At 53.5% G+C, this 22,431-nt stretch carries 20 protein-coding genes; 9 read left to right on the plus strand and 11 right to left on the minus strand.

What is annotated here, in order from left to right; all coding sequences use genetic code 11:
• Positions 1-66 precede the first annotated feature (66 nt).
• A complete protein-coding gene (locus tag ABO_RS11020; RefSeq protein ID WP_231483362.1) occupies positions 67-978 on the minus strand; it encodes a tetratricopeptide repeat protein in 912 nt (303 codons plus the stop codon).
• A gap of 194 nt (positions 979-1,172) precedes the next feature.
• On the opposite strand from ABO_RS11020, the gene dctP reads away from it, so the two are divergent.
• Complete coding sequence (gene dctP / locus ABO_RS11025) at positions 1,173-2,195, plus strand: TRAP transporter substrate-binding protein DctP (protein WP_011589424.1); 1,023 nt, start codon at positions 1,173-1,175, stop codon at positions 2,193-2,195.
• A gap of 107 nt (positions 2,196-2,302) precedes the next feature.
• Here the strand turns inward: dctP and ABO_RS11030 are convergent, their stop codons facing one another.
• Positions 2,303-3,583, minus strand: a complete 1,281-nt coding sequence (locus tag ABO_RS11030) for a TRAP transporter large permease (protein ID WP_011589425.1) — start codon at positions 3,581-3,583, stop codon at positions 2,303-2,305.
• A gap of 51 nt (positions 3,584-3,634) precedes the next feature.
• Positions 3,635-4,219, minus strand: coding sequence for a TRAP transporter small permease (locus tag ABO_RS11035; protein ID WP_035458837.1), 585 nt, complete (start codon positions 4,217-4,219; stop codon positions 3,635-3,637).
• Between the two features lie 355 nt (positions 4,220-4,574).
• Between ABO_RS11035 and ABO_RS11040 the strand changes: the two genes are divergently transcribed.
• The 4 genes from ABO_RS11040 to ABO_RS11055 all read left to right on the plus strand — a co-directional run bounded on the left by ABO_RS11040 (position 4,575) and on the right by ABO_RS11055 (position 7,490).
• Positions 4,575-5,111 carry a MarR family winged helix-turn-helix transcriptional regulator gene (locus ABO_RS11040; RefSeq protein WP_035458838.1) on the plus strand — a complete coding sequence of 179 codons (537 nt, stop codon included), beginning with the start codon at positions 4,575-4,577 and terminating at the stop codon, positions 5,109-5,111.
• Positions 5,112-5,115: 4 nt separating this feature from the next.
• Complete coding sequence (gene ectA / locus ABO_RS11045; protein ID WP_011589428.1) at positions 5,116-5,658, plus strand: diaminobutyrate acetyltransferase; 543 nt, start codon at positions 5,116-5,118, stop codon at positions 5,656-5,658.
• A gap of 61 nt (positions 5,659-5,719) precedes the next feature.
• The gene (ectB, locus tag ABO_RS11050) at positions 5,720-7,024 is read left to right on the plus strand and encodes a diaminobutyrate--2-oxoglutarate transaminase (RefSeq protein WP_035458840.1); all 1,305 of its coding nucleotides are present in this window, start codon (positions 5,720-5,722) and stop codon (positions 7,022-7,024) included.
• Positions 7,025-7,091: 67 nt separating this feature from the next.
• Positions 7,092-7,490: an ectoine synthase gene (locus tag ABO_RS11055; RefSeq protein WP_011589430.1), complete on the plus strand. Its 399-nt coding sequence runs from the start codon at positions 7,092-7,094 to the stop codon at positions 7,488-7,490.
• 93 nt (positions 7,491-7,583) lie between these two features.
• Here ABO_RS11055 and ABO_RS11060 read toward each other — a convergent pair whose 3' ends face one another.
• The gene (locus tag ABO_RS11060; RefSeq protein WP_011589431.1) at positions 7,584-8,789 is read right to left on the minus strand and encodes a DcaP family trimeric outer membrane transporter; all 1,206 of its coding nucleotides are present in this window, start codon (positions 8,787-8,789) and stop codon (positions 7,584-7,586) included.
• A gap of 592 nt (positions 8,790-9,381) precedes the next feature.
• Here ABO_RS11060 and ABO_RS11065 point away from each other — a divergent pair.
• A complete protein-coding gene (locus tag ABO_RS11065; RefSeq protein WP_011589432.1) occupies positions 9,382-10,032 on the plus strand; it encodes a response regulator in 651 nt (216 codons plus the stop codon).
• A 269-nt stretch (positions 10,033-10,301) separates the two neighbouring features.
• Here ABO_RS11065 and ABO_RS11070 read toward each other — a convergent pair whose 3' ends face one another.
• The 6 genes from ABO_RS11070 to ABO_RS11095 form a co-directional block, all read right to left on the minus strand.
• Positions 10,302-13,769: a hybrid sensor histidine kinase/response regulator gene (locus tag ABO_RS11070; protein ID WP_011589433.1), complete on the minus strand. Its 3,468-nt coding sequence runs from the start codon at positions 13,767-13,769 to the stop codon at positions 10,302-10,304.
• Positions 13,770-13,850: 81 nt separating this feature from the next.
• The gene (locus ABO_RS11075) at positions 13,851-14,066 is read right to left on the minus strand and encodes a hypothetical protein (RefSeq protein ID WP_035458922.1); all 216 of its coding nucleotides are present in this window, start codon (positions 14,064-14,066) and stop codon (positions 13,851-13,853) included.
• Positions 14,067-14,104: 38 nt separating this feature from the next.
• Positions 14,105-14,695 carry a 3'-5' exonuclease gene (locus ABO_RS11080; protein ID WP_041705047.1) on the minus strand — a complete coding sequence of 197 codons (591 nt, stop codon included), beginning with the start codon at positions 14,693-14,695 and terminating at the stop codon, positions 14,105-14,107.
• Positions 14,696-14,754: 59 nt separating this feature from the next.
• Positions 14,755-16,566, minus strand: a complete 1,812-nt coding sequence (locus tag ABO_RS11085) for a putative nucleotidyltransferase substrate binding domain-containing protein (protein WP_011589435.1) — start codon at positions 16,564-16,566, stop codon at positions 14,755-14,757.
• A 115-nt stretch (positions 16,567-16,681) separates the two neighbouring features.
• On the minus strand, positions 16,682-18,478 hold the full coding sequence (locus tag ABO_RS11090; protein WP_011589436.1) for a sodium:solute symporter family protein: 1,797 nt from the start codon (positions 18,476-18,478) through the stop codon (positions 16,682-16,684).
• 32 nt (positions 18,479-18,510) lie between these two features.
• Positions 18,511-18,768, minus strand: a complete 258-nt coding sequence (locus ABO_RS11095; RefSeq protein WP_011589437.1) for a DUF4212 domain-containing protein — start codon at positions 18,766-18,768, stop codon at positions 18,511-18,513.
• A 105-nt stretch (positions 18,769-18,873) separates the two neighbouring features.
• Between ABO_RS11095 and ABO_RS14415 the strand changes: the two genes are divergently transcribed.
• The gene (locus ABO_RS14415; RefSeq protein ID WP_011589438.1) at positions 18,874-19,095 is read left to right on the plus strand and encodes a hypothetical protein; all 222 of its coding nucleotides are present in this window, start codon (positions 18,874-18,876) and stop codon (positions 19,093-19,095) included.
• Between the two features lie 34 nt (positions 19,096-19,129).
• Positions 19,130-19,390 (plus strand): hypothetical protein, encoded by a 261-nt coding sequence (locus tag ABO_RS11100; RefSeq protein ID WP_041705049.1) that lies wholly within the window; start codon positions 19,130-19,132, stop codon positions 19,388-19,390.
• Positions 19,391-19,500: 110 nt separating this feature from the next.
• Here ABO_RS11100 and ABO_RS11105 read toward each other — a convergent pair whose 3' ends face one another.
• Entirely contained in the window at positions 19,501-20,445 is a 945-nt protein-coding gene (locus tag ABO_RS11105; protein WP_011589440.1) for a tRNA dihydrouridine synthase, read from the minus strand.
• Between the two features lie 546 nt (positions 20,446-20,991).
• Here ABO_RS11105 and ABO_RS11110 point away from each other — a divergent pair.
• Positions 20,992-22,059 (plus strand): porin, encoded by a 1,068-nt coding sequence (locus ABO_RS11110; protein WP_011589441.1) that lies wholly within the window; start codon positions 20,992-20,994, stop codon positions 22,057-22,059.
• The last annotated feature ends 372 nt before the right edge of the window (positions 22,060-22,431 follow it).

Here is a 22,431-nt window from a genome sequence, read left to right on the forward strand (position 1 = left end):
AAACTGATCAGCAAATTGACCATTTCCAGGCGCAGGTTTCGCTATCAACATGACAGAAAGGGACTATCAGACAGATAAGCCCGCATCTTCGTCACTTCTGACTAGTTCTTGGAAGCGCGGTAGCTCGCGCAAAGGCTCGAACATTTCTTCGCTACGAGCATGCCGGCGCAGGGTTTCCGAGGTTTGAATGGCCGCAGCCAAGTCGGTCAAGGCATTCTCTATTTCCCCCAGCCCAGACCAAGCACAAGCCCGTTGGTAGAGAGCATGTGGATTCTCTTCATCCACTTCTAATACCCGATCACACAAACTCAACGCCCAGCGCTGCTCACCCAACTCTAGGGCAGCATCTGCTTTCCAGGCTAGCGCCTCCGGGTCGTCCGGGCGCAACTCCAAGATGCGATCATAGAGTTCAATCTTGGCCTGGGCACTAGGCTCTTTGGTGGCCTTGAGCCACAGGCTATGAATATCATTGGTGCGCTCGATTTCTTCCTGGTTCTCGGCAATAGACAGGGATTTTTTGCGCAGCTCGCGCTCCAGATCTGCCAGCCGGGATTCATATTCGCTGGTCAGCCGAGCCATTTCTTTTTCCGCGTACACCCGCACGTTATCTTTCAGATCACGAATAGTGGACCAACCCACCAGAGCAAGGATCGAGGCAGCGCCGGCAATGAGGTAAAAGAAATAAGTAACCGTATTGGTGGCATAGCCCATGGCCTTATCTGCCACGCCCAACTCACGGTCAGTCACAAGCAGATTCATCTGGTTGCGATATTCCATCATGTCCTGGCGCAAGATGCGTAATTCACTGAGAATCCAGTTTTCCCGGAACTGAGAAATCACGGGGCCCTTCTCGATCTCGCTCTGCGCCTCTGGTCTCGGTTCTTGTACGGGCACATTGGCATCTTGCTCCGCCCATACACTGGCGGCCAGCGCCAACAGCACGCTTAATACACCGGTACGCAAAATTTGTCTGATCAATGCCTTGCCCCTCTCCATCACTTTTTGCCTGTGCTTATTCGCCAAGGGAACCCGCTCAGGCTGAACACGCTGTAAACATTGCCTATGGTCGCATCATGCCTGCTGAGGTGCCAGCCTTGCCGGCTGCTCCCTTGACAGCCCCGCCCCGATGCAATGTAGTGACTGGCACCCACAAGCAATATCAAGGTAAAGGCATGCGACTTAATCGATTTATATGCGCCGCTACTTTTGGCTTTCTTGCCGCCACAACCACCACCGTCAACGCCGACACTTGGCGTTTTGGCCTAGAAGAAATTGAAGGCAGTGTTCAGCATAGTTACGCCGAACGCTTCAAAGCCCTAGTGGAAGAAAAAAGTGAAGGTGAGATTGACGTTCAACTGCTCCCCTACGGCAAATGGGGCTCCAGCTATTCCGCTCTGTACGACGCAATTCAGGGTGGAGCCATTCAACTCGGCTTCGGCTCCGGCGCCCTGGGTGGCACGGTACCGGAAAGCCAACTGCTCAACCTGAACTATATTATGCCCAGCGATCAGTGGGTAACCGCTCAAGGCCTGAACAGCGACACCTTTCTGAAGAGCAAGGCGTGGCAGGAGTCGTTCCGCAAACGCAGCTTGGTGCCACTGGCCGAACTACCAGAGGGTTATCAGGTATGGACCAGCAACAAAGCGGTGAAAACACCGGATGACATCGAGAACCTCGGCATCCGAGTGATGGACAACAGCCTACTGCGTGCCACCTATAAAGCCTATGGCGCCTCGCCCACATCCATTGCTTACGGCGAGCTGTATAGCGCTCTGCAACAAGGGCAGGCAGAAGGTAATATTCAACCAGTGTTTGCCCACGAGGAGATGGCCTTCTACGAAGTGCAGGACTACATGATCTTCGCGCAGCAGTCCCAGTTCGTGGCCACCCTGATCGGTAATGCCGATTGGTACGATGGCCTGTCTGCAGAACAACAGAAAATGATCAACGGCATCACCAAGACCTTGGTGCGCGAAGGTCATGATATCCAGAGCCGGTACAATGAAGAGCGACTGGAAACCATCAAGAGCAAAAGCGACATCAATATCATTGAGCTCACCGAAGCCCAACGCAACGCTTTCCGCGAGAAAGCCAAGCCGGTGCGCCAGGTATATATTGATGAAGTGGGCGCCCGCGGTGAGCAATCATTGGGGGCCCTGCTGTCCGCCTTTGATAAGGCGGCTAAAGGAGAGTAACTTTTCCTTGCGCAGCTGCTGACCAAAATGCCCGGCCCAATAGCCGGGCTTTTTGGTGCCACTCTGCGGCCGCAGTCGCATCACAACACGCCAAGCGACCGCATTGATTAGCCTCCCAAGGCCGGCAACCACAATGACAACTGCGGGAACAGAATAAGGATAAAGGTGGCGATCAGCAGCATGAAGATAAACGGTGGCGTGCCCCGAATCACCTCCAGATAAGGGCGACGAAATACCGCGATGGCGGTAAAGATATCGCAACCAAACGGCGGCGTAGCCGAACCAATGGCCGCCTGCAGGGTAACAATAACCCCCACGTGAATAGGATCAAGATTGGCGGACTCGATCAGCGGCTTGAAGATCGGCACCAGAATCAAGATCACCACGATCGGATCCACGAACATGCAACCAATGAAGAACGCCACGGCGATCAATGCCAATGCCGCCACTTGGTTCTGGCCAATGGATTCAATGGCCGGCCCCAATAGCTTCTCGGGAATGCCGGCGGTGCCCAAGGTATGCGAAAACGCAGCGCCAATGGCCACCAGAATGAATACCACTGCGGTAATCATCCCTGATGATAACGCCAAACCACCCAGATCCTTGACACTGACCTTGCGGAAAATCACCACTTCCAGCAGCAAGGCATACGCCACGGCAATGGCCGACGCTTCGACCGCACTGAACCAACCACCATAAATCCCGCCAACGACTAGAATCGGGAAGCCCAGAGGCAGGATAGCCCCGCGCATCGCCTTCAATCGATCCCCCCAGGAAGCCCGTTCTTCCGGCTCAATACCTTTAACTCTAGCGCCAATCCAGCAATACACAGAGAACATTAACAGCACCAACAAGCCGGGCAGAATACCGGCCAGGAACAGGTCACCGATAGAGGTTTTCATCACCACGCCATACACAATAAAGCCGATGCTGGGCGGGATCAGCAGAGCGATATCGCTGGCGTTAATAATCAGCGCCAACGCGAAACTATCAGAATAACCCTTGGCCAACAGCCGCGGGCGCATAGGCCCGCCCATAGCGACAACGGTGGCCTGGGTAGAACCGGACACCGCACCGAACACGGCACAGGAGGCCGCAGTGGTAATCGGCAAGCCGCCGCGCAAATGCCGAGTGAAGGCATCCACCAGATCCAGCAACCGGTTGGCGGTATGCCCCTTGGTGAGAATATCCGCCGCAAAAATAAACATGGGAACCGCTGCCAGCACCCAGCTACCAACCCCATTGACCATCCAGGTCACCGCTTGGTCCGGGCCAAAAAAGGTCAGTCCGGTGAACATCATGAACAATGTCCCCACCGCCAGCGGTACCATCATGGGATAACCCATCATCAGCAATACCAGCATGATCACAGCCAGAATGATTAACACAGTGGCAACCCCCTCATTCAGCAGTACTCACAGCAAAAGCCTGGCCATGCATTAGCGCTGGCCGTCCTGATCATCCACCCTGCCCGCGGCCAGCGGCACAGCCTCGTAAGTTTCTTTTTCGTTGAACGACCGCCAGATACCCGGCGACACCGCATTACGGGCGAACGTCAGCATGTACTGGATCCCCGCCATGCCAAAGCCCGCCGGCAACGACAGATAGACTAGCCACATGGGCACCTGCAATGAGGCACTCACTCGGCCACGCTCCTGAATATCAAAAACATATTGGCCCGACTTCCACGCGAAATAGAACATCAGCGCTGCCGTGCCCAAACAGATAATCATCTGCAGACTTTTGCGGCTCTTACCATTGAGCTGCTCATAGATGGCGGACATTCGAATATGGCGGGCGTGGCGAGCGGCATACCCCAACCCCACGAACGTCAGCACCACAATCAGCATTTTCACCACCTCGTAGGTGCCGGGTATGCCTTCATCAAATAAGGCCTGCCCGACCACATGGACGCTCATCAATAGCGCCATGACCAAAATGCAGCCTGCGATAATGACACGCTCGATGACACCCAGAGTGCGGTCCAACCAGGAAAGTGCGAGAAGAAAGGAATCAATCATCATGACAAAGCCTATAACACGACGACGGAATAGCTCCCGCATACGGGAACTTGGGCAGAGCTTTGGCAACCAAAACACTGGCGTCTGTGCTGACAGACTGCCCTGATGCAAGGCTCCCCGTAAAGGCCTTCCCTGCAAGTAAAAGAGAAAAACGACCGAACATAGCACCGTCACCAATCGGTATTTATTTTGACATCTAAATGTTTTATCTCTAAGATAGCCTCCCACTTATCGCAAGGGATTATTCGTCATTGTCCGGCTTTGATGGAGGTGTAAACCTTTACATCTCAAAGGTGATTACAGACAAACCATGTCTCATTACGGTCACATTACTTTGTTATCAAGAGAGTTTTCGGCAATGGCCAGACACGAAGACGTGCTAATCGCATTACGACAAATTATTCGCGCCACGGACCTTTACTCTCGCAAACTGAGCAAAGTTTCCGGGCTCACGTCGCCCCAGCTTCTGATCATGCAAGCAATTTCGGCGCACGGCGAGATGACCATGGGTGACTTGGCTAACGAAGTTTCACTGAGTCAAGCCACCGTCACCACCATTCTCGACCGCCTGGAAAAGCGGGAGCTGCTGGGCCGCAAACGCGGCGAACAAGACAAGCGTCGCGTGTATGCCCACCTAACTTCCGCCGGCCTAGATATCATCAAAAAGGCCCCCACACCGCTTCAGGACGAATTCATTGAACGCTTTGACCGCCTTGAAGATTGGGAGCAATCTTTAATTCTAAGCTCCCTACAGCGCGTAGCCGCAATGATGAACGCTGGCGACATTGATGCCTCCCCTGTGCTGGACTTGGGAGCCATTGATCGCGCGCAGCCTGCGGTAGATATGAATGTCCGCCGGAACGCAAACTCTTTCTCCAAAACGGACCAAAAGTGAAACCATGCCTGCAAACGAAGCGAACAACACAGATACATCAACCACGAAATCGGATGACATAACCTTTCGCAAGCCCGAAAGCCAGGATGGCAGCCGAGTTCACAAACTGATTAGCGAGTGTAAGCCGTTGGACGAAAACTCCGTCTACTGCAACTTGCTTCAGTGCACCCACTTTGCTGATACCTCAGTGGCGGCAGAAATGGATGGCGATTTGGTCGGCTTCATTTCCGGCTACATCCCCCCCAAACAGCAGAACGTATTATTTGTCTGGCAGGTGGCGGTACATGAGAAAGCCCGGGGCAAGGGCCTAGCCAAGCGTATGCTGGCCGAACTGATTGCACGTGAAGAAAGTGCCGACGTTCAGTTTATCGAGACCACCATCACCCCCGACAACGAAGCCTCTTGGGGCATGTTCCGCAGCTTCGCCTACCAGCGCAGCATGCCAACGGAAGAATTCATTCTGTTCGACTCGCGCATCCACTTTGCCGGCGAGCATAACGACGAATACCTGCTACGTATCGGCCCGTTCAATCGCGACGACGCGTAAACGCAGCCCGAACCAGCAACCCGAATTCAAGCGAGGACCAGGAATCATGAATACAGGAACCATGGATACAGACATTTTTGAAAGCCACGAATCGGAAGTAATGAGTTATGCCCGTAGCTTCCCTGTGGTATTCGACCAGGCTAAAGGCAGTTATCTGTACGACGAAAACGGCAAGGAGTACATCGACTTCTTGGCCGGCGCAGGCACCCTGAACTACGGTCATAACAACCCCGTTCTGAAAGAAAAGCTGATGGAATACATTCAGCGCGACGGCATCGTTCACGGCCTGGACATGCACACTGCCGCCAAGCGGGAATTCATGGATACCTTCTATGAAACGATTCTAAAACCTCGTGACATGGATCACGTGATGCAATTCACCGGCCCCACCGGCACCAACGCGGTGGAAGCGGCATTGAAAATTGCCCGTAACATCAAGGGTCGCGAGAACATCATCAGCTTCACCAACGGCTTCCACGGCGTAAGCTTGGGCGCTTTGGCTGCCACCGGTAACAGCCACCACCGCGGCGTAGCGGGCGTCACCATGGGCGGCGTTACCCCCATGCCCTATGACGGTTACCTAGGCGATGCCTTCGACACCACCGAGTACTTGGACAAAGTATTAGGCGACTCCTCCAGCGGTGTTGACCACCCTGCCGCTGTTATCGTCGAAACCGTTCAGGGCGAAGGCGGCATCAACGCGGCCAGCTTCGACTGGTTGCGCAACCTGGAAAAAGTCTGCCGCAAGCACGACATGCTGCTGATTCTGGATGATATCCAGGCTGGCTGTGGTCGTACCGGCTCTTTCTTCAGCTTTGATGATATCGGCATCAGCCCGGACATCATCACCCTGTCCAAATCCTTGAGCGGCTATGGCCTGCCCTTCGCCATGGTACTGATGAAGCCGGAACTAGATCTGTGGAAACCAGGTGAGCACAACGGTACCTTCCGTGGCCACAACTTGGCCTTCGTCACTGCCGCAGCAGCGCTGAACCACTACTGGCGCGACGACAAGTTCGCCAAGGAAGTGCAGAAGAAAGCGGACATCATTACCGACCATTTCCGCGAAATCGCTAACAGTTACGACAGCCATTGGTTCTATCTCAATGGCCGCGGCATGATGCAAGGCCTGGTGGCTCGCGATGGCGAAGTCGCTGGCGAAATCACCAAAGCCTGCTTCAAACGCCAGTTGGTGATTGAGACATCCGGTGCCGATGACCAGGTTATTAAAACCCTGTGCCCACTGACGATTAGCGAAGAAGATTTGGTTCGCGCACTTGAGATTGTTAAAGAGAGCGTGGACGAAGTGATGACCGACCGCATCAAACGCGGTGAAGCACACTCAGTCGCCAGCATCACGGCCTAAGCGGTTCCCGCTCCCCTCAACAGGGGAGCGTTATTCCTTCCTCAATTTTTTAGCTCAGGAGTTATCCATGATCGTTCGCACTCTGGCTGAAGCCGAAAAGTCTGATCGCTGTGTTAAAGCCGAAAATGGCAACTGGCAGTCTGTTCGCCTGTCACTGAAAGAAGACAAGATGGGCCACTCTTTCAACATCACCACCATCTTTAAAGGCACCAAAACCCACATTAAATACGCCAACCACTGGGAATCTGTATACGTGATTTCCGGGAGCGGCAAGATCGAAACCCTGGACGACGGCAAAGTCTACGACCTGACCCCGGGCACTATCTACCTGCTCAACGAACACGACGAGCATTATCTTTACGGTGGCGAAAACGAAGATATGGTTGTCGCCTGTGCCTTCACCCCGCCGCTGAGCGGCAAGGAAGTGCACGATGAAAACGGTGTGTACCCGGCGGATGTGGATTAAGAAAACCCCTCACACGCTGTACGCAACGTACTTGCATGCAAAACGGGACGCTTCGGTGTCCCGTTTTTGCATGCTCGCGTATAACGACCCTTTCTAGAAGGCATATTTGGCGGTGAACTGCACCCGTTTAAGGTTACCGTCATCACCATTCTCAAGTTCCCGACTGCCATAGATCAGTTCAGCACCAAGAGTCAGAGGTTCTGCCACCTGCCAGATCAGATTGGCATGGGCACTGTGGATGGTTTTACTGGTGGTTGCTGCCACCGTATCCGGGTTATCCGCCTCACTTACAGAAACTGCGAAATTGGAACGCCAGCGATCACTCCAATGATGACGCAAAGCCAACACACCACTCCACTGATCAATCAACTCAATACTGCCATCCGCTTCGATTTGCCCTGAGCGGAACGCATTGAGCGTGGTATAACGCCCTAGAGCATTACCGTAGTGCGCCTGGAAACGAATATCGTCCATAGCACCCAGCATGACACGGCCGGCAACAGACAAGCCGTAACCATATTCATCCTCATCATAAGGCGTGCCACCAACGTCATCTTCATATTTCAACTGCCTTCCCATTGCCGACAGACTCACATTGCCCCAACCTCCGGTCAGGTTATAGCGAGCAACGATATCTGGAACATTGTTGTCATCATATTCGCTAGGGTTGCTATCACCTCCGTATAAGGTCGTAGAGGGGTTTTCAAAAGCCAGCATCACCGGCCCCGAGGTATAGCGTATCTGTGGTTGTCGTTCAAAAACGGTGCCCGCAGCACCGACAAAATCCAACGTTTCTGGCAGCGCACTTACGTTGAAAAAGGTGGACCATGTTTGTCCGAATAGCCAATTCCCCCAAGCCAGATAGGCATGGCGAATACGGGGCGAATAGCTGTTACTGATGCGCTCATCCCCTTGGCCGGTGGTCTGAAAATCAATTTCGATATACCCCTGGACCGCACCAGCAGAAGTCATCGTTTCACTCTTCAGCCAGAAGCGACTTTGCTTGGCGATAAAGTCCAGCTCTTCCGAACTGCCACCGCCACCAACGGGAATGGTTGAGGGCACCATAAAATCACGACCGGTAGAGCCTTTAGCCAGATCGCCATCGCTGTATTTACTCATCATGGTATCTGCTTTGATAAAGCCACCAAAATCGATTTGGGTATTTCCACTCTTGATACCATCCATGCGTTCTTCCAGCACAACGATACGCTCCTCCAGCGTGGTATCCGCACCGGCTCCCCCCGCTTGCGCCAACACCAAGGCACCGCACAGGTACGTGGCTTTTCTTGCTATCATGGCCCTGTCCTCTTATTGTCTTCAGCACGTCAATGTCTCTTCCTGACAGCTTGCTGAGCGCTTTCCTGACACACCATTAGCCATAGGTCGTACGCCTGTGCGCACACGCCGAAAACGCCCCCTCCTCTCCTTTTCGAAAATAAGACCAAAGTCTAATTCAGTCATGCCTCCTCTTTTCGCAGACTCAGAGTAGGCTTGGGCTTTATTTATTTCCTGTGAATACTCTTTTCAGTAAGGAAGACCTGTGGGCGGAAACTTCGCATTCAGGTAAAAAACATTGCACTGCTGTGATAAGCGGACTCTCCAGACCAGTAGCACCGAAAACCACTTATCAGCAACGCCATCAACAAGTGGGGGCAGCCCAGTGAACACGTTCAGCGTCAAGGCAGAAGAATGGGCAAGCGGATACGGGTTTATATGCTTAGGATTCCCGAACAGGAGACCGCGCCTACTGGATCACATGCTAGGTGAGCGATGATCAAACATGGCCATTTTCTATTTGTCTTTCTCTGACGCTGAACGCCCTAAACAGCTTCTTTTTTCACGCCATTTTCTTTTGGGTTCTGCGCATCAACATGCTTAAATCAGAATCATGACAACCATACTGATTGCAGATGACCACCCTCTCTTCCGTGCGGCCTTGAAACAGGCTGTAGACACCAGTTTTTCCGGTGCCGCCATCCACGAAGCGGACTCTCTGGCTACCCTGGAAGAGCTCGGCCAGCAAGGGATTCCTTTTGACGTCATACTTCTGGATCTGCATATGCCCGGCACCCATGGCTTTTCCGGCCTGGTGTACCTGCGCGAGCAATACAAAAAAGTCCCCCTAGTAGTCATTTCCGCCACCGAAGACGTGGACGTGATACAGCGGGCTATTCACTTTGGTGCCGACGGTTTTATTCCCAAATCCGCCTCCGTGGATACCATGACCCAGGCCATGCGCAAAATCATGGATGGTGAACGCTGGTTACCGGAAAAAGCGCGCCGGGCCATGCCTCCCACCTTGCCTGATCACTCAGCCATGAGTGATCGGATTACCAGCCTGACACCGCAACAATTCCGTGTCATGGGCATGCTGATGGAAGGAATGCAAAACAAGGTTATCGCTTACGAACTGGATGTGTCAGAAGCCACGGTAAAAGCACACATGACCGCTATTTTTCGCAAGCTGGGCGTTCGTAATCGCACCCAGGCAGTGCTCGCATTGAAAGATCTAGCCATTGAACCGCCCGGGCTGAACTAACGGGTAAACGTTGCAGAGATGTGCATGCTAGAGGCGCAGTCACTAACGACCAGGTGCAAGATAAAATCAAACACAGCTCACCACCGTTGACACAAGAAAAAAGGGGGGAGGGGTTGTCTCACGTGGGTTCTAGAAGAAAATTATTTGCGTCGCTCACCGTCAGCTCGTACGCCCGATTCGCCCCCAAAACACTGCTCCTGCAGCAACGACATAGACTGGCCTAGGCTTTGGAAACTTTTCTTCACCGAATCGAGCGTAGTTCGCGTAGCTCACAGAATCCCTTCCAATGCCCGCCGCAGTATCGCTTCTGAAATCGGTTTTTGTAGAAACCCCACCCCTTGCTCTTCTGCTCTGGCACGCACATCTTGGCGACGGTCGGCGGTCATTAATATCGCCGGGACAACATCTTCCCAGCAATGATCGAGAGCCTCGATCACCTCAAAACCATCTTCGTGGTCCAGCTGAAAGTCCACCAGTATCACATCCGGCACCCAGCTTTTCGCTGCCTTTTGCTCTGCCTCCTGCAAGCCACGAGCTGCCACCACCTCACAGCCAAGGCTTTGCAGTGCCGCCACCAGACTGGCTAGCAGCGCCGCATCATTATCTACGCAGAACACACGCACGCCCTGGATATTTCGGCGTTCATGCAAGGGCTCATCCTGTAGCAGTGGTGGCACACCTGCTTTCGATAACGGCAACGTTACGCTGAAAACCGTACCTCGATCGGGCCAGGATCGCACCGTCAAAGTATGCCCGAGTAGACGACAAACCCGGTCGGCAATGGCTAGGCCCAGACCCAGCCCTTTTGGCTGACGATTATTGAGCTGGGGCAAGCGCTGGAATTCCCGAAAAATCTGCTCGTGTTGATCATAAGGAATGCCTGGCCCGGTGTCCCACACATCAATTCGCACTGCACTGTGAAACCTACGTGCGCCAAACAAAATACGGCCAGACTCCGTATAGCGAACCGCATTGGACAACAGATTCTGTAGCACCCGCCGCAACAGCACTTCATCACTGTCCGCCACGGCGCTGCTGGGCACACACCGCAATTGCAATCCTTGCGCCTGAGCCAAAGCCGTAAATTCTTGCCCCAGTGGAATCATCAGTGTAGACAGCCGCAAAGGGTGGATATGCGTAGTCATGGTTCCAGTATCCAGCTTACTGATTTCCAGCAATGCAGAAATAATTTGTTCGGCGGCCTGCAATGAACTATCAATGTGCCCGAGCACCTGCACTTCGTGATCAAATTGGCCATCAGCTTGACTGCGTAACTGCTGACGCAGTGAGGAAGCAAACAGTTGCGCCGCATTTAATGGCTGCATTAAGTCATGGCCCGCTGCTGCCAGAAACAGGGTTTTTCCTTCATTAACCTGGGCTAGCTTAGCATTCAATTCCGATAGCTTACGGGTGCGCTCGGACACCATCTGTTCCAGATTCTCATTTATCTGGCGCAATGCTTTTTCATCGTTTTTGCGTTCAGTGATATCCATATAGGTACTGACAAATCCGCCCCCAACCATAGGCGTTCCGCGCACCTCCACTACGATCCCATTGGGCAGTTCCCGCTCAAATTGGTGGGCATAACCTTCGCGCAATAATTGCACTCGCCGAGTGACATTTTCTTCCAGGTTCGTTCCATCGTAATAGCCTCGCTCTGCGTTATAACGGTACACATCTGCGATTGGGCGCCCCAAACCAATCAACCCATCCGGGTAATCGAACAGCTTCACGTAGGCCTGATTCCAGGCCACGATCTGCATTTCCCGGTCGACCACGCAAATACCTTGGGCGATAGTCTCAATGGTGGTACGCAATAGCTGATGGTTAAACTGAATCAGCTCTGATGCCTCATCCATCATTCGCACCACATCATCGTGTCGGCCGTTCTGCTTGCGCAGCAACGAGCTCATCACGATACGGGCAGTGGATGCCCCCATGGTGCCTGCCAGCAATCGCTCCACATAACGCACTAAGTGCAGTGGTGCTGGCAATTCCAGTTCCTCAGATATGCCCCGTCGGCGCATGTAATCAAAAAACAACGGCTCCGCCCGAGGGTGACCTAACCCTCGCTTGCATACTTCTAGTAATTCAATGGTAGTGATAGAAGGATGCCCCATGCCTTCGCGCCACCAGTCTGTGGGCATATCCACAAACCGAGCCGCCTGGGTCTCATCCAACGCATCCTGGTTTGCCCGACGAGAATAATAGACAAACGCGGCCAGATTAATCGATACCGACCAAAAGACGCCATGGGTCAACGGCTCCAACCCTTCGATACCGAACAGAGCGTGAGGCCGCAACAACCCAAGACCCAAGAGACCCTGCTCACTAAGCACCGCCATCCACTCCAGCGGCAAGATGACCGGCATCAGCAGGCAGTAAAACCAAACCACAAACCCAATCGCCAAGCCGACGAAGGCACCCTTTTTATGACCGTTACGCCAATACAATGCGCCAATTAACGCCGGCGCAAATTGCGCCACCGCAGCAAACGATAACAACCCGATACTGGCAAGGCCATCGAAGCGATCGATGAGTGTATGGAAGGCAAACGCTAACCCCAGCAAAACAAGAATGCTGGCCCGGCGCAGAAAACGTAGCTGAGTGCCAAGATCAGGGAGCGGGTCTTTTTCATTGAGGCGCGATTGCAGCCACATGGGCAACAACACTTCATTGGTTAGCATGATCGCCAGTGCCATGGTGGAAACGATCACCATGCCAGTGGCCGCCGCGATACCGCCAATGAATGACAACACCAACATGGCATGGCTGCCCTGGGCCATTGGCAGCGATAACATGTAGGTATCCGCATGACCGATCAAGTAAGGCTGAGTAATCACCCCGGCAATAACAATCGGCAATACAAAGAGGGCAAACAGCGCCAGATACAAGGGGAACAACCAACGCGTGGTACGCAAATCGCGTATATCATTATTTTCCACCACGCCGGCATGGAACTGCCTAGGTAGGCACAAAATCGCCACCATAGACAGCAGCAAGGCGGTGACGAAACTTTGTGAGAACAGCGTCGGTTCAAACCCCTGCATCACATCGGTACGCTCGCTGAGTTGCTGCCACATATCTGCAGGCCCATCAAAAATCGCATACACGCAATACAGCCCAAGAGAAACAAACGCCACCAGCTTGATAAAGGATTCAAAACTTACCGCCAGCATCAGTCCGGACTGATGCTCGGTGGTATCAATATGCCGGGTACCAAACAGCAGAGTGAAAATAGCCATCAAAGCTGCCACCACCAATGCCGTGTCCAGCTGGCCGGGGGCTGAGTCTTTCAACACATAATCAAATGACAGGGTCACCGCTTTTAGCTGCAAGGCGATATAGGGCAACACTCCGACAATAGCCACTAGCGTGACCAATACAGCAAGGCGTCGAGACTTCCCATAACGGGCGGCCAGGAAGTCGGCAATGGAGGTAATGTTCTGCTGCTGAGCCACCGATACCATTTTGTAAATCAATGAGCCACCCAGCAGCACGGTGATAATAGGCCCTAGATAAATCGGCAAATAGTTCCAGCCACTCTGAGCCGCTTCGCCAACGGCACCGTAGAACGTCCACGAGGTGCAATAAACGCCCAGTCCAAGACTGTACACCCAGGCATTATGAAATGTTTTTCGTCCCTTCCTGGCGGCTCGATCGCCCCACCAGGCGATAACGAACAACACCAATACATAGGCCAATGCCAGCGCACCTAATTGCCACAGTGAAAACACCGCCTCTCCCCATTCATGGCCGTAACATGCCACGCTTGGCGACGTTTAATACGCAGCCACCTGTGACGTTGCCCTTTGAGCTTATAGTAGGGCCTGAGTAAAACGTAGCGCCACCGCGGCCAACAACAGGGCAACTCCCCCTCGCTGGAGTTTAAATTCCACCGTATTCAACGCCATCGCCCGGCGCCAGAACATCACCAAACCTTGGCCATCACCAGTGCGCCGCCAGTAACGCAGGTAGGCATACGCAACAAAACAAAGGCCCGCAATCAGAGCCGTTTTTTCAGCATAAAACATCAGCACGTTTATTTTCTCCCTACCAAGCAAACACCGGCTCAGCCAAGTGTGGATTTCTGCAACTGCAGGTACATCAATGCACTAGTCACCGCGTCTCCGCGGGCAGTATGGCGCTCAATTACCGGCACTTGTAAGGCCGAAGCCATGGCATCAAAGCGCAAATCCGGTGTTATATCGGGCTGCCAGTAACGCATTTTTCGCTGGTATAGCGCAGACAGTTCAAGGGTATCATTAGGCAAATCAAAGCCCATTAACGGTCTCAGATAGCGGTTGATCATGGCCACATCAAACGCCACACACCAGCCCACCAAAGGCCGGTTATCAATCAACGCCAGCAGCGCCTCTAGCGCTTCACGGATACTCGCCCCACCCTCCAAGTCCACTGGCCTCAGCCGATGAATGCAAATGCTGTCTTCTCTAAGGCTATCTGGAGCCGCCAACTTCACATTCAGGCTCTGGCTGCTCAGCACCCGCCCTTCTTTTATCACCACCGCAGCAATAGACACCAGCTCGGCAGTACGACTATCCAGCCCGGTGGTTTCGCAATCGATGGCCACCACCTGATCACCGCTATAGGGTCTGAAAAGATGCCCATAAGGTCCGCGCCCATGGCAATATCGATCATAAATTCGACGCCATTTAAACGTCTGCCACTACAGCATAGCTCCCCTCCTGTCCCCAGGCATCGTCAGTATTCCAGATGAAAACGACGCGACAGGCGCTGCTTGAAATCGCTGACCAGATGCAGGGCATCGCGCAGCACATCACGCTCCAAAGAAGACAGATGCTGCACCACGATATGATTATCTTCTACCTGGGTATTCTCGCCTCGCAATTTGGCCAGCTGTTGAGACAGCCGCAGCTCGCTAAAGAATTCCATCGCTTCACCCAAGTCCTCCGCAAAGGCCCGTTCCATAGCCCCGGCGGCCACCAGCTTTTTCAGCCGTGCCAACGTGGAGGTTTCCTGAATACGGCACTGCAAGGCCATGGCTCGCACGCCGTGGATCAATGGGAACAGGGCTCCCTTCTTAATATCGATACCATGCTGGGGTTTCTTGAGCGAGCCGAATAAATTCAACGGCGTAGAAAATTGCAAGGCCGGACGGGCAAAATGGGCCATCAATAACTGATCGTCACTGCATCGGGAAAACAAGGTGCTGCGTACTGTCTCCATCAGCCCTGAATCTCCAGCCACGGTATGGGTATCAGTGAGAATGGTCAGATTCAACAGCCCTTTTCCCCCGGGATCCTCCGCCCAATCATGGATACGCCGCTGCCAGCGTGACACCGTCCCGATCCACTCCGGGTTAGAAACCATGACATTACCTGGGCAAGGGGGATAACCAAGAGACAGCAACGTGCGAGTAAAGCGCTGCATATCTTGATCACAGCCTGGCCACTGTTGATGATCGCCAATAATCAGGCCGTTATCCTGATCAGTTTTCAGTATCTGTTCACCGCGCCCTTCGCTCCCCATCACTATCAGACTGGCACGCTGATGTTCTGCAGGCACTACCATTTCATAAGCCTTACTCATCAAGCGGCCATTGAGTGAGGCCAGCAAATCCATCACAAAGCGCATTTTTACACCCTGAGCCATAAGGGCGTTTACAAGATCCGGCAAGCGGGCACTGGCTAGCTGCAATGCCTCAAGGGTACCGGCCCTTTCAATTTCCAGCCCCACCACATATGAACGGCTAGAAAAGAAACTGAGCACATCGGTAAGTTCCACCACCCCCACCGCATTATTGCTCTCCATCACCACCACCCGCGCCACCTTGTGGCGGGTCATCAGGGTCAGGGCCGCGAACAAGTAATCTGCGGGGGCAACAGTAACCAGTTCGGTTTCCGCCACCTGAACCAACGGCGTATCCGACGATTGTTCCTGCATCACCAAAGCGCTTAATAAATCCGTCTTGGTAACAATCGCGTAATGCTGCCGGTGAGCAATCAACACACTATCCACGCCGTGCTGCTTCAAAGCGGCTACCGCATCACGCACAGTGGCGCGCTCCGGCATAATCAAGGGCGCTCGCATGCATTCGTCCACCCGCGCCAGCATAAAGCCCGCCAGAGTAACGCCTCCTTCACGGCGCTCTGCCAAGCGCTGATTTTTCTCCGCCAGACACTGACTAAAATAATGACCAAAATCGGGCTCGCTTTCGCACAGCTCGCGGAATAGCCTAGCGGGAATCAGATGACACAGCGTTTGCTGCTCGGCCAAAAAACGATAACGGCTTTGTCCGTTCAATACGCTGATCGCTCCGAACAAATCACCGGCGGCATAAATATTCACCTGACGACGGTTGTCCGGCGCATTCACGTCTAGTTCTGCCACACACCCCTTGTGCACCACAAACACAGAATCACTAGTACTGGCCGCGTCAAGAATAATATCCTCCGGCTGAAAATAGGCCAGATCGGTTCCTTCCTGCAAACGGCGGCGTCCTGCTTCACTCAGCAAGCTGAACGGATGCTGATTCAGTTCCTGTTCAATCATCAGGCCACTCCTGCCGTTTTTCTTTATTGCCTTTCTGGCCAGCTCTCGGCCGCCCTCAAAACGCAAAAAGCCGGTACGGAATTATCACCCGCACCGGCTTTTTATTTACGTCTCATCAGTGTGCAGACGCTTCACCGGCACCTCGTGGAATACGAATATCTTCCACAATATGCTGGATATGCTCCGGCGGAGGCGCCGTTACTCTGGAGACCGAGAAAGCCACTACAAAGTTAAGCACCATACCCAAAGTCCCGATGCCTTCCGGTGACACACCTAACCACCAGTGTTCTGCAGTGTTCAGCTCCGGCGAGACGAACTTGAAGAACACAATGTAGCTAAAAGTGAAGATCAACCCGACCAACATGCCAGCAATGGCGCCCTCCTTATTCATGCGCTTGTAGAAAATACCCATGAGGATTACCGGGAAGAAACTAGCCGCGGCAAGACCGAAAGCAAACGCCACCACTTGCGCCACAAAACCTGGTGGATTAATCCCGAAGTAACCAGCGATCACAATGGCCACCACTGCCGCCCCACGGGCTGCCATCAACTCCTGCTTCTCGTTAATGTCAGGCATCAGGGTTTTCTTCAATAAATCATGGGAGATGGCACTGGAAATCACCAACAACAACCCCGCTGCCGTGGACAGTGCAGCCGCTACGCCACCGGCCGCTACTAGAGCAATCACCCAGCCCGGCAAGTTACCAATTTCAGGATTGGCCAGCACGATAATATCGCGGTCGATATACACTTCCGACGTATTATTGGTAGGCACATTGGTCAGTACCCGCTCGCCGTAGCTACCCTTTGTTTCTTCGCGGCTTCCCGCATAGGTGGGCTTGCCCTCAAAAGGCGAGCCGGCCCGCATCTGCACGGCACCATCGTCGTTCTTATCCACCCAGCCAATCAGCCCGGAATTTTCCCAGTTATAGAACCACTCTGGCAGCTCGGAGTATTGGGTTTCATTCACTGTATCGATCAGATTGAGCCGTGCGAAAGCACCAACAGCCGGGGCGGAGGTGTACAGCAAGGCAATGAAGAACAGCGCCCAGCCGGCACTAATCCGCGCATCTTTTACCCGTGGCACTGTGAAAAAACGCACGATCACATGGGGCAAACCCGCAGTACCACACATCAATGCAGCAGTAATAAAGAACACATCAATAGTAGACTTGGAGCCTTCTGTATATTCGGTGAAGCCAAGGTCCGTTACTACCTGATCTAGCTTGTGCAACAGATAAACACCACTGTCACCCCCCGCCGCATCCAGCACCGTGGCTCCAAACCCGGTTTGCGGAAGAACGTGACCGGTCATCATGATGGAAAGAAAAACCGCCGGCACCAAGAACGCAAAAATCAGCACACAATACTGCGCCACCTGGGTGTAGGTGATCCCCTTCATACCACCAAGCACCGCGTAGAAGAAAACAATCGCCATACCGATAACCACACCGGTATTCACATTCACCTCCAGAAAGCGGGCAAACACAATACCGGTACCGCGCATCTGTCCGGCCACATAGGTAAACGAGACGAAGATTACACAAACCACCGCCACCGTTCTTGCCACGCTGGAGTAGTAACGATCACCGATAAAGTCAGGCACGGTAAATTTGCCGAACTTGCGCAGATAAGGCGCCAACAGCATGGCCAGCAGAACATAGCCTCCGGTCCACCCCATTAGGTACACCGACGCATCGTAGCCTGAGTAAGCAATAATCCCGGCCATGGAAATAAACGATGCCGCTGACATCCAATCAGCCGCAGTGGCAGCCCCGTTAGCGATAGGGGAAACCCCACCACCGGCCACATAAAAATCTTTCGTCGAACCGGCACGTGACCAGATCGCAATCCCGATGTAGAGAGCAAACGAACCGCCTACAAAGAGATAAGTGAGTGTCTGAATATCCATAGGATGTCTCTCTTTATCTACTGTTTCAGCGGTTAGTCTTCGTGGACGTCAAACTTGCGGTCCAGCTTATTCATGGAGTGCGCGTACTTAATGATCAGCACCAAGAACACATAGATAGACCCCTGCTGTGCAAACCAGAAGCCCAGTTTGAAACCGAAAAATTGAATTTGATTGAGTTCATCCACTAGCAATATGCCGCAGCCATAAGAGACGGCAAACCAAATAGCAATGTAGATCAAGATCAATCGCAGGTTAGCGGCCCAGTAGGCGCGGGCGTTTTCTTCTTTCATTACTCGTCCCTCTGCGTCATCAGGAAATCAGGCCACCACCCTTCAGCTGGCAAACAAGGGATAGGCTCAACACCAAGACTAACCAAAGGACGCTAGCGACACAGTATGACTTTAGTCGAAGCCATACCCCCTGCTGGCCGACGCAAGCGAATGCCACAAATGCCTAGCCTTACACTGAAAATACAGGCCTGCTCAGCAGTGGGTTTTACCCGAATAGATCAGGCACTGGCATGCATGGCATCACAGGGCGCCCACCTAGTGCTGCAGTGGCCTTTCGACCACGCCTTGAATGTGGCCGTGGTGACAGGTAATGGAGCCATTTCATAACCGGAAATTTTTCCTATACGGCACGGATAAACGCATGGGAAGAACAGAAAAGCTACGGTGTGCTGATAACCACACCCAACGGATCGGGGCTAATTCAGAGCGTTCGGACACACCTCCCCCGGGGGCGTTGAAGCGCTATCAGGCAGACTTTGCCATACCCGCCAGTATCAACCGGGGCAAGCAAAGCGAGCATTATCAACAGAGTTTCATGGACGAAACCGCCAATGCGGCCAAGGCGCATACCGTGATACCGGCACACTTGAGTAATTATTCGGTGAACTCACGCTGGATATGAGGTCATTACCCTGGGGGTTAGATAATTTGCACAATCATTTCACCCGCTGGCGGATCGCCATAGGGGGGGGGCGACGTCGTGCCTCCCTTTTCAATTTTTTACGCTAACGGTTACTGCGGCTCAAAATCCGCCAACAATCGACCAATAACCCCCGGGCTCGTTTCTCGTTTCACCTGTTCCAGCAATTGCGCCGCCTGCGGCCAACGGCGGCGCAGGTAGCTTAGCCACTGCTTGATCCGCCCAGCTAACTGGGCATCAGTGCCGGTATCAGCCACGTCCATCCAGAATTGTTGCAATATAGGCAAGATCGCATCCCAATTGGTTTCGCCGCCGAACCGCAACAACGAAACTAGCAATGGATTGGCCACCGCCCCTCGACCCAACATAAGATCCTCACAACCACTTTCCCGCTGGGCTCGGCCAGCGTCGTCCGGTGTCCAAATTTCGCCATTGGCAATTACCGGAATCGACACTACCTCACGAATGTGGCCGATACGGTCCCAAAACGCCGGCGGCTTATACCCTTGACGTTTGGTGCGCCCATGCACCGTCAGCCAAGCCGCCCCAGCGTCCACCACGGCCCTGGCATTATCCAAGGCACGAGCGTCATCTTCATTACCCAGACGCATCTTTACTGACACCGGCACCTGGGACGGGACCGCCTGGCGCACTGCCGCCGTCACCGCATGCACCACGTCCGGCTCATCAAGCAGCACCGCACCACCACGATGTCGATTCACCGTTTTTGCCGGACAGCCGAAGTTCAGATCAATGGCGGGTGCGCCCAGCTCTACTGCTCGCTCCGCATTATCCGCCATGCAGGCCGGGTCGGAACCGAGCAACTGAAGGTGCACAGGGGTGCCCGCCCGGGTACGCGCACCGAGTTTTAGCTCCGGGCACCAGCGGTAAAATACTTTGGGCGGCAGCAGTAGCCCGCTAACGCGAACAAACTCACTAACACACCAGTCATAGTCGCCCACATCGGTCAGCGCCTGGCGCACCCAAAAATCCGCCAGGCCTTCCATCGGAGCCAGAATCAATTTCATGGCGCGCATTCTAGGCTACTGCCGCGCCACCGAATACGAATAAATCTGAACGGGAAAACCTTCAGCACACGGCTCCCTACACAATGAGGCACAACACAAAACCCCCGGTTTCCCTTGCAATGCCGTGACTCCTTTGCCACGGTAAATAACAATTTGTACCAAAATGGACGCTACGCGGGGGCAATTACAAGCCAGCAAAGCTGGCGGCAGCCCCCCTTAGCAACGTGAGGGAACGCAATGAACCAAGCATCATTCGCGGGCGCCATCGACACACTATTTCCATGTTGCCTTCTGCATGGTTAGCGCTGCCAATGCCTTATCGGGAAGACGCAAGAGGGTACATCTTCGCGTAACCTTGGCACCTGATACCCCCCACACCCCACGCTTGCGCTGTGTTCGGCCTGCGTATTCCCCCTCGTTATGGCGCCTCGCGCATGGCAAACCGCCAACACAAAAACGAGGCGCAATATCCGCCGGCCCTGCAATTTACAGGCTAGGCGCCTCGTCACTCGCTAGGCTGCGCTTTTTTCAGATCAACCGTCGAGGGAGAAACCGATGAAACAGCAACGCATTTTGCCACTATCAACAACATTGCTGGCGGGACTTACCGCCCTGCCCGCCCATGCTGAACTGGAAGTCACCCCGTACGGCTCTCTGCGTATTCAAACAGAGGCCGTATTTGTGGATCAGGCGCAGCCCGGTGAAGACGACTCTTATACCGGGCTAAGGGATGCGTATTCTCGATTGGGTGTCACCGCCAACTACAATGATTTCGAACACTTCGATATTTCTGCGACGGTAGAGTTCCCCATTAACTCCGCACGGCTGCGAGCGGAAGATCCGACTTTTTTCCATGAACTTTATAAAGAAGACAATAACAGCATGCCGCGAGTTGCCGATATTACTGTCTCCAACGACCGTTACGGCAGTCTACGCGTCGGCACCCAATGGCTGGCCTATTACAACACCGTGGCTTACCCTCTGGATTTCTTCAGTTCCTTCTACTCCGGTTACGCAACCCAGGCCAGCTTCCGCCGTGACGCTATAACCTACACCACCCCCAGCATGGGCGGCCTCACCGCCACCATTTCCGGAGTCGACCTAACCGACGAGCAAGGCACCAGCTATCTAGACACCATACAATATGCCCTCTCTTACGCGGTCAACGATGATTTGGCATTCGGTATTGGTTATCAGGATAGTGAACAGGATTCCGCCAAGCATGCCGACCAGGCTGGCATCTCCGCCGCTTGGGCCCCCGGCAACTGGCGTTTCGCCGCCAAAGTGGAACAACTGCTAACCAATAACAACACGGTCCAAGATGACGACCCGCTAACCTACAACCTGATGGGCTCCTACAGCTGGGCCAAATACACCCTACGCGCTATGGTCGCCCATGGTGAAGAAACCGACGAAGGCGATGCATTTTTCCAAGGCGATTCTGCCCAGATTGGGCTGGACTACCGCCATACAGAAAACCTGAAGTTCTTCGCTGAATACTTCTATGAAGAGCTCGGCTACGCCATCTACACGCCCAACTCCGATAGCTTCAACCCGCTGGCGGGCTACCATGCAGAAAGCGATGGTCAAGTCCTCACCGTCGGTATGCGCTTTGATTTTTAAGCGCCGCAAGTCGGCATCATGTTGCATACAACAACACGATATAAGGTGGCAATGAACAACACACCAGCAGGCCGCACCCAGCCCTTGGACGTGGACTGCTGGTTTTCAGCTGGAAAGTTTCCGCACTTATGCTGCAACCTGTTACGTGCGGCATAATGCACGTTCCATCAGTAGAAAATGAGGAAAAAGAAACAGCCTGCGAGCGCCAGCATAGCCCTTCGCCATAAGCCGCCGGCACGTTCAGCCTACCCCACTGTTTAGAACCCTTTAAATGAACTCGCCCTCTCTTTCCTTTCCTGGGCTTACCCTCATGATATCAATCACTTAGAATACAGCAATCTCGTTGAACCGTTATTCTGGACTGTGCACGGC

It is taken from the genome of Alcanivorax borkumensis SK2 (genome assembly GCF_000009365.1).
Classification (GTDB): domain Bacteria; phylum Pseudomonadota; class Gammaproteobacteria; order Pseudomonadales; family Alcanivoracaceae; genus Alcanivorax; species Alcanivorax borkumensis.